Source organism: Vibrio halioticoli NBRC 102217 (assembly GCF_000496695.1).
GTDB lineage: Bacteria > Pseudomonadota > Gammaproteobacteria > Enterobacterales > Vibrionaceae > Vibrio > Vibrio halioticoli.
The window spans coordinates 1-7018 of record NZ_BAUJ01000093.1 but is presented as its reverse complement, the minus strand read 5'-3'; the positions used below and the strand labels follow the sequence as shown (position 1 = coordinate 7018).

Sequence of the window (7018 nt, the reverse complement as noted above, 5' to 3'; positions counted from 1 at the left end):
AACAAGCTAGAATGAGCAGTTATTTAGTACGATTGGTATATCTAATGCTCTGTTACACAGATCGAGAATTGGCTGAAAAAAGAAACGCTCAATACATAGCATTGAGCGCTTCTTTTTAAATCAAACTGGGATTTAAGTTAGGTATTAACCTTTGTACAATTTCGGGTTAAATACATCACGTAGCCAGTCACCAAGCAGGTTAATCACCAACACTAAGGTCACTAGTACAATACCTGGGAAGGCGGTAATCCACCAAGCGCCTGAGAAAATGTAGTTAAAGCCGGTGCTGATCAGTGCCCCTAATGATGGTTGGTCAACAGGAAGCCCCAAACCTAAGAAGGACAGCGCCGCTTCTGACATAATGGCGTTGGCAATCTGTACCGTTGAGATAACCAAAATCGGTGACAAACAGTTCGGAAGAATATGGCGGAACATGATGCGTGGAGCTTTAAAGCCCATCACGCGAGCCGCTTCGACATACTCTTTCTTCTTCTCTGCTAATACTGAGGCGCGAATAGTACGAGCATATTGAGGCCATTCCGCCACACCAATAATCACCACCAGCATGATCACCGCATACTCACTGTAAAACGCACTACCAAAACTGGCTTTGAAGATGGCGGAGACAATAATTGCCACCATCATAGTCGAAAACGACAACTGCACATCGGCAAAGCGCATTAGGAAGCTGTCGATACGACCACCAAAATAGCCCGCAGACAAACCAATTACTATGCCTAAGATCAGCTGCAGACCAACCGCCAAAAAGCCAATGGTGAGGGACAGTCTTGAGCCATATAAAATGGTCGAGAAAATATCACGTCCCTGCTCATCGGTGCCCAATATGAAGTGTTCTTCACCACCGTCCATCCAAGATGGCGGTAATTCTGAATCCATAATATCGATGGACGTTAAATCATAAGGGTCAGTCGGTGAAATTAGCGGTGCGGCAATAGCGGCAACTAAAAAGCAGGCAAAAACAAACGCCGAGAACATGGCGACTTTATCGCGCACGAAATAGTAAACAATATCTGAGTTTTTAAAACGCTGCCAACGAGTGGGAGCTTGTGCTGTCTGGTCCATGATTATGCTCCTTTACCTGTAATGTTGACGGTTGGGTTAATTAATCCGTACAGCAAATCCACTATGGTATTGGTTACAACAAAGATAAGCCCTACAAAAATAACGTAAGCGGTAATCAATGGAGTATCTACGCGGTTGATGGCTTCTAAGAATAAGAAGCCAGTACCTGGCCACTGGAATACCGTCTCAGTTAGGATGGTATACGCCACCATAGTACCAATCTGTACACCACCGACCGTCAGTACAGGTAACAGGGTATTTTTTAAAGCGTGTTGGTAATGAATTTTCTTAAGTGGCAGACCTTTCGCCTTACCAAACTTGATGTATTCCGAGCTTAACACCTCTAGCATTTCTGAGCGTACAAGACGAATAAACAGAGGCAGCATGATAGAGGCCAAAGACACACACGGCAGAATCAAATGCTGCAGACCATCTTTGGTAAAGAAGCCTGACTCCCAGCCAAGAACATTGGCTGTCTCCCCCCGCCCATAAGACGGTAGCCACCCCAAGGTGATAGAGAAGATATACATCAACATGATTGCGGTCAGGAATACGGGTATCGAAATACCCACCGAGCTCATCGCCATGACAAACTTGGTAAACAAACTTTTGGGATTTATTGCCGAATAAACGCCAAGTGGGATCGACAATACGATGATGATTAACGTCGCGCCGAACACCAGTTCTAGCGTCGCAATCAATTTATCTAAAATAACGTCCACGGCTGGGCGCTTGAAGAAATATGAAGTCCCTAAATCACCTTGCACTGCGGCGGTGATAAAGCGGGTGTATTTAGTCACAAACGGGTCATTCAAACCCAGATCATCACGTAATGCTTGACGCTCCGACTCTGAAACGGACTGACCAACTAACTCACGTAAGGGATCACCAAGGTTATCTTGGATAGCAAACACCACCAAACTGATCACAAACATCACTACCAGTGCCTGATATAGGCGCTTGACTAGAAACGAAAACATTCCTTTGCCCCTTTTTTCCAATCGAACAAGTTTTCAGTCTTAAAAATGGTACCTGATCCGACTGAAACAAGATCAGGCACCGAAAACCGCATTACTGCGCTTTTAAAAGCGTTACTTAATTAGCAACAAGGCACGTACGTGATTAAAAGTGCGTGCCTTTTTCGTTGTGCAATTTCTTATTTAACAACTAGGTCGCCAAAGTAAGGGAAGTTCATTGCATTCACGATTGGTTTAATCTCAACGTTAGACTTTGCGCCCCACGCTAGGTTTTGCCAATGTAGAGGAACGTATGCTGCGTCATCGTATAAAGTCTTCTCAACTTTCTGTAGCATTTGCGAGCGCTTCGCAGGGTCCGTTTCTACGTTTGCCGCTTCAACTAGCTTATCGACTTCAGGGTTAGAGTAGTGACCACAGTTGTACTGACCTTTACCTGTCTCTTTGTTACGAGTCATGGTTAGGAATTCAGAGAAGTTCGCTGAATCTTCAGTATCCGCGTGCCAACCAATCATCAGCATGTCTGCAGCACATTTATCAAACTCAGGCCAGTATTGCGCTTTAGGCATAGTTTTCAGATCAACACGAATGCCAATCTTAGCCAGCATTGCTGCCGCCGCTTGAGCGATTTTTGCATCGTTCACGTAACGGTTGTTTGGCGCAATCATAGAAAGAGAGAAGCCGTCTTCGTAGCCCGCTTCTTTCATTAGTGCTTTCGCTTTCTTCAGATCGTAGCGAGGCTTAAGCTCTGCATCGTAACCCGCATAACCTTCAGGGCCTTGCTGACCTGCTGTGGTCGCAAAGCCTTTCATGATTTTCTTCGCGATACCGTCGTTATTGATGGCATACACGATAGCTTGACGAACACGCACGTCTTTCAGCGCTGGATTGCTTTCTTGGTTCATCTGGAATGAAATCAGACGAGTACCCGGCAGAGTTACTAGTTCAACACCTTTTGCTGACTCAACACGTTGGTGGTCATTCGGTGAAACAGGGGCAATCATGTCTACGCCACCAGAAAGAAGTGCTGCTACACGCGTTGCGTCTTCTTTGATTGGCACTAGCGTTAGGTTATCTACGTTGCCTTTTGACTCTGTATCCCAGTAACCATCAAAGCGTTTAAATTCAACTTTTACGCCTTGCTCACGAGAGGTAACGATGAAAGGTCCAGTACCTGATACATTGGTAGAAGCAAAAGAGTTACCGTGCTTCACGATCTCAGACTTATCTTTACCGTCTGTTGTTTTACCTGAGTAGAACTTGCTATCCATAGGGAAAATGTAAGCTGCTGTTTGCAGTACTAGAGGGAAAGCGCCTTTGGAAACAAGATCAAATGTGTAATCGTCAACTTTTACGATTTTGTCAAACGGGGCAAAGATAGCCTTAAAGTCTGGCGAATCTTGTAAACGGTCAAAAGTCCAAACCACATCATCAGCACTCAACGTATTACCAGAGTGGAATTTAACACCCTGACGTAAAGTAAAGCGCATAGTGGTCTCATTGATACGCTCCCACTTGGTTGCCAAGCGAGGCTCAAATGATAGGTCTTGTTTATAGCGAACCAATGGATCAAAAATCATATGAGAAAGTTGTAGTGTGCCACCAGACAGTTGCTCTTGTGGATCTAGAGATACTGGATCAGCATCGTAGGCAACTTTGATATCAGCAGCGGCAGCGCCAAATGCAAGGCCAGCGACTGCAAGTGCTACAGCCAGTTTGGTCTTAATGGTTTTCATTGCATATCTCCTTCATGCGGGATGGAATCCCTGTTATGTTTGCTATATGTTGTGTTTGCTTATTTGTTGCTTGTATTTTGCTCAGTGAGCTTATTAATTAGAACGTTTTCTGTGCAGAATTTTTAAGCTAATTCTGTTGTTGCACTGTTATCTTCGCGCATCCCTTTAAACTCAGGCATTAACGAAATTAGGTGTTGGCTATATTCATGCTGTGGCGACTTAAACAGCTGCTCTGTCGGTGCAACTTCCAGTAACTCACCTCTTTGCATAACCCCGATGCGATCGCACATTTGGCGAATAACCGGTAAATCATGGCTGATAAACAGCATGGTTAAATTCAGTTCATCCTGTAAGTCTTTTAGCAGGTTCAAGATTTGCGCCTGCACTGAAACATCTAACGCCGAAGTTGGCTCATCACAAATCAATAGACGTGGACGTGTCGCTAAAGCTCGGGCGATAGAAATACGCTGACGCTGACCACCAGAGAACTCATGTGGGTACTTAACGGCAGCCATACGCCCTAAACCCACATGATCAAGTAGATCGTTGACGATCTGACGGGTTTCAGTCTCATTAGCGGTTAATTTGTGGAAGCGGATAGGTTCGGCGATGATGTCGAAGATTTTCATACGAGGGTTCATCGAGGTATAAGGGTTTTGGAACACCATCTGCATTTGACGACGCATTGGGCGGCGTTCTTTTTCACTCTTCAAAGCGGTTAAATCAATACCTTCAAAAGTCACTTTACCCGCATCTGGGGCATATAAACCCGCGATCACACGTGCAATAGTGGATTTACCTGAGCCGGATTCCCCCACCAATCCAAAAGTCTCACCTTCAAATACTTCAAAGCTGACATTATTGGATGCTTGTACGTACTCTCGGCGACTTTCAAATAGTGAATCTTTAGTGATAAAGCGAAGGTCAACGTTTTCTACATTCAGTAACGGTCCTGTGTAGTCTCGCTGATCTTGGCTTTGACCTAACCAATGATTTTTTACATCCAGTGGCTGATGCTCTGCCGCTTCTTCGATATAACTCACTAGTGGAAAGCGATCTAATTTAATATCGGAGCGCGGAACCGCTGAAATTAAGCTTCGCGTATAGGGGTGATCTGGATTACCTAATACTTTTTCTGTTGGCCCAAATTCGACCAAATCACCTCGGTACATCACCGCCACACGATCAGTGACGTTTGATACCACTCCCATATCGTGAGTAACCAACATACAGCCCACGTTTTGCTGAATACATAAATCACGTATCAGGGTTAAAATTTGGTCTTGGATAGAGACATCCAAAGCCGTTGTCGGTTCATCCGCAATAATCAGGTCTGGTTCACCGGCCAAAGCAATCGCAATAACGACACGTTGACGCATACCACCAGAGAACTGGTGAGGATATTGTTTTAAGCGGTTTTCTGGTTGCGGGATACCCACCTTGTTCATCAACTCTAAAGAGCGCTTATACGCCTCAGCTTCTGACACCTTCATATTGGCATGAATGGTTTCTTTAAGTTGCTGTTCTACGGTAAACAAAGGGTTGAGAGATGTCATAGGATCTTGAAAGATAAATCCTATTTTTGAGCCGCGCACTTTGCGCATTTGCTCAGGAGATAAACCCGATATTTTCTCTCCATCTAAAAAGACTTCACCATTAGCGATAACACCAGGAGGGCTCAATAGATCAATGACACCATTACCCACAGTGGACTTACCTGCTCCCGACTCACCCACTACGCCGACGATTTCGCCACGCTCTATATTGAAAGAAAGTGATTTGACTGCTGCGTGAACACCGTGCCTTGACGGGTACTCAATGCGAAGATTTTTTACTTCTAATAATGACATTACCAGACCTCTACTGCTGGACAGTTTTCTGCCTTGTCTGCAAATTGAATCCATTCGAAATGAACGTGATCGATTTGATATTCGATCGGCGCCTTTTCAGTGGCGTCTTCGTTCAGAATACAATGATAAATATTGTGTTCGACGCACAATTTGGCAAAAAAGACACAGAAAAGCAACATTTAAAGGATAAAAGTTGGCTTTATCCCTAAATAAAAGACATATCAGTGCATACAAATATTGATAGCATGAATAAAAAGTCAAATAACTGAATGCGCACGAAGAAAGAGAAAAGAACAACCCTAGCAAATCATTAGGGTTATTTATAAAATAACTAATTAAAAGAACAAGATACGAAATCTAATAGCGAATTTTTATGCTCAAAAACACCAATACCCGCAACAGTAAAAACAACCAATAAATAGCTCAAAAACCACCCACAACACCATGCAGATCACATGCAAAACAAGATTAAACACCAACAATATGCATATTGGCGATATTTTTCACAGTTCAAAAATAGTAAAAATGATACACAATTGTAAACAAAAAAGGCTCCTTAAAAAGGAGCCTTACAATGCGTCAAATAAGATGGCAATTTAGTGGTGAGAGCAAACATTTGGCTCGTTAATACTAAATTTATCGTTAGCAAATATTACTTTTTCTCTTAATTGGAAAAATTCCAAAATAGATTCAAAGTCGAAACCTTCTTGGCTGCAAGTTCTGAATTGAGCATTTTCACCAAACTCGGCAGTAACCCAGTCCTTCAATTCTGCTTTTGACATTGGTTGCTGGCGAAGTTGGTTTAATATTTTGTGTGCATGTACCGACATGAAAGACTCCTAAATTTTGAACCTCAGCACTCTAACAGTGCTTTTGCATAAAGGCTATGTCATAAATCAAATGCAATCTGAGCATTTAAAAATGCACGCTAAACTCAGCCCAATTTACATAATAGAAAAGGCCAGCAGCAGCAGTTAATAAAATCACCAATGCAACAGCAAAACCCCAAATAAAGCGCCCACTTCGAGGGGTTAATTCTTTCTCACACACATTACACGCTTGTACGAATTGTTTTTTATCGTTGAGTTTAAAACCCTCTTCATGCACGATTTTATTGCGAATGGTCGCGATATAACGCAGCTTGCCAATAATCTCACGAGGTAAACGTTCTTCACTATCTGAAATCAACTGATGCAACCCACGACCACGAGCGCGAAAACGAGTACGCAATATGCCCTCTAAACGCCTTGTTCGCGTTACAACTTGATCAATATCGGACATATCCTTACCTCCGCAAAAAGTCCATTCCTGTAAAGATCCCATCAAATGGTTCTTCTTGTGTATTATACCAATCGTACTAAATAACTGATCATTC

At 43.2% G+C, this 7018-nt stretch carries 6 protein-coding genes; all 6 read right to left on the bottom strand.

All coding sequences use genetic code 11. From position 1 onward, the window contains the following. Positions 1 to 144: 144 nt before the first annotated feature. Positions 145 to 1083, bottom strand: coding sequence for an ABC transporter permease (locus VHA01S_RS17570; protein ID WP_023405688.1), 939 nt, complete (start codon positions 1081 to 1083; stop codon positions 145 to 147). 2 nt (positions 1084 to 1085) lie between these two features. After that, positions 1086 to 2063, bottom strand: coding sequence for an ABC transporter permease (locus VHA01S_RS17565; RefSeq protein WP_023405687.1), 978 nt, complete (start codon positions 2061 to 2063; stop codon positions 1086 to 1088). 176 nt (positions 2064 to 2239) lie between these two features. Continuing rightward, positions 2240 to 3793: an ABC transporter substrate-binding protein gene (locus VHA01S_RS17560; RefSeq protein WP_023405686.1), complete on the bottom strand. Its 1554-nt coding sequence runs from the start codon at positions 3791 to 3793 to the stop codon at positions 2240 to 2242. Between the two features lie 122 nt (positions 3794 to 3915). Further along, complete coding sequence (locus VHA01S_RS17555) at positions 3916 to 5643, bottom strand: dipeptide ABC transporter ATP-binding protein (protein WP_023405685.1); 1728 nt, start codon at positions 5641 to 5643, stop codon at positions 3916 to 3918. Positions 5644 to 6239: 596 nt separating this feature from the next. Beyond that, entirely contained in the window at positions 6240 to 6473 is a 234-nt protein-coding gene (locus VHA01S_RS17545; protein WP_023405684.1) for a YecH family metal-binding protein, read from the bottom strand. A gap of 85 nt (positions 6474 to 6558) precedes the next feature. Beyond that, positions 6559 to 6924: a hypothetical protein gene (locus tag VHA01S_RS17540; protein ID WP_039971404.1), complete on the bottom strand. Its 366-nt coding sequence runs from the start codon at positions 6922 to 6924 to the stop codon at positions 6559 to 6561. Between the last annotated feature and the right edge of the window lie 94 nt (positions 6925 to 7018).

Excerpts from the sequence above, each read along its gene's own strand:
- VHA01S_RS17570 (WP_023405688.1), bottom strand. The coding sequence starts at position 1,083 with ATGGACCAGACAGCACAAGCTCCCACTCGTTGGCAGCGTTTTAAAAAC.
- VHA01S_RS17565 (WP_023405687.1), bottom strand. The coding sequence starts at position 2,063 with ATGTTTTCGTTTCTAGTCAAGCGCCTATATCAGGCACTGGTAGTGATG.
- VHA01S_RS17560 (WP_023405686.1), bottom strand. The coding sequence starts at position 3,793 with ATGAAAACCATTAAGACCAAACTGGCTGTAGCACTTGCAGTCGCTGGC.
- VHA01S_RS17555 (WP_023405685.1), bottom strand. The coding sequence starts at position 5,643 with ATGTCATTATTAGAAGTAAAAAATCTTCGCATTGAGTACCCGTCAAGG.
- VHA01S_RS17545 (WP_023405684.1), bottom strand. The coding sequence starts at position 6,473 with ATGTCGGTACATGCACACAAAATATTAAACCAACTTCGCCAGCAACCA.
- VHA01S_RS17540 (WP_039971404.1), bottom strand. The coding sequence starts at position 6,924 with ATGTCCGATATTGATCAAGTTGTAACGCGAACAAGGCGTTTAGAGGGC.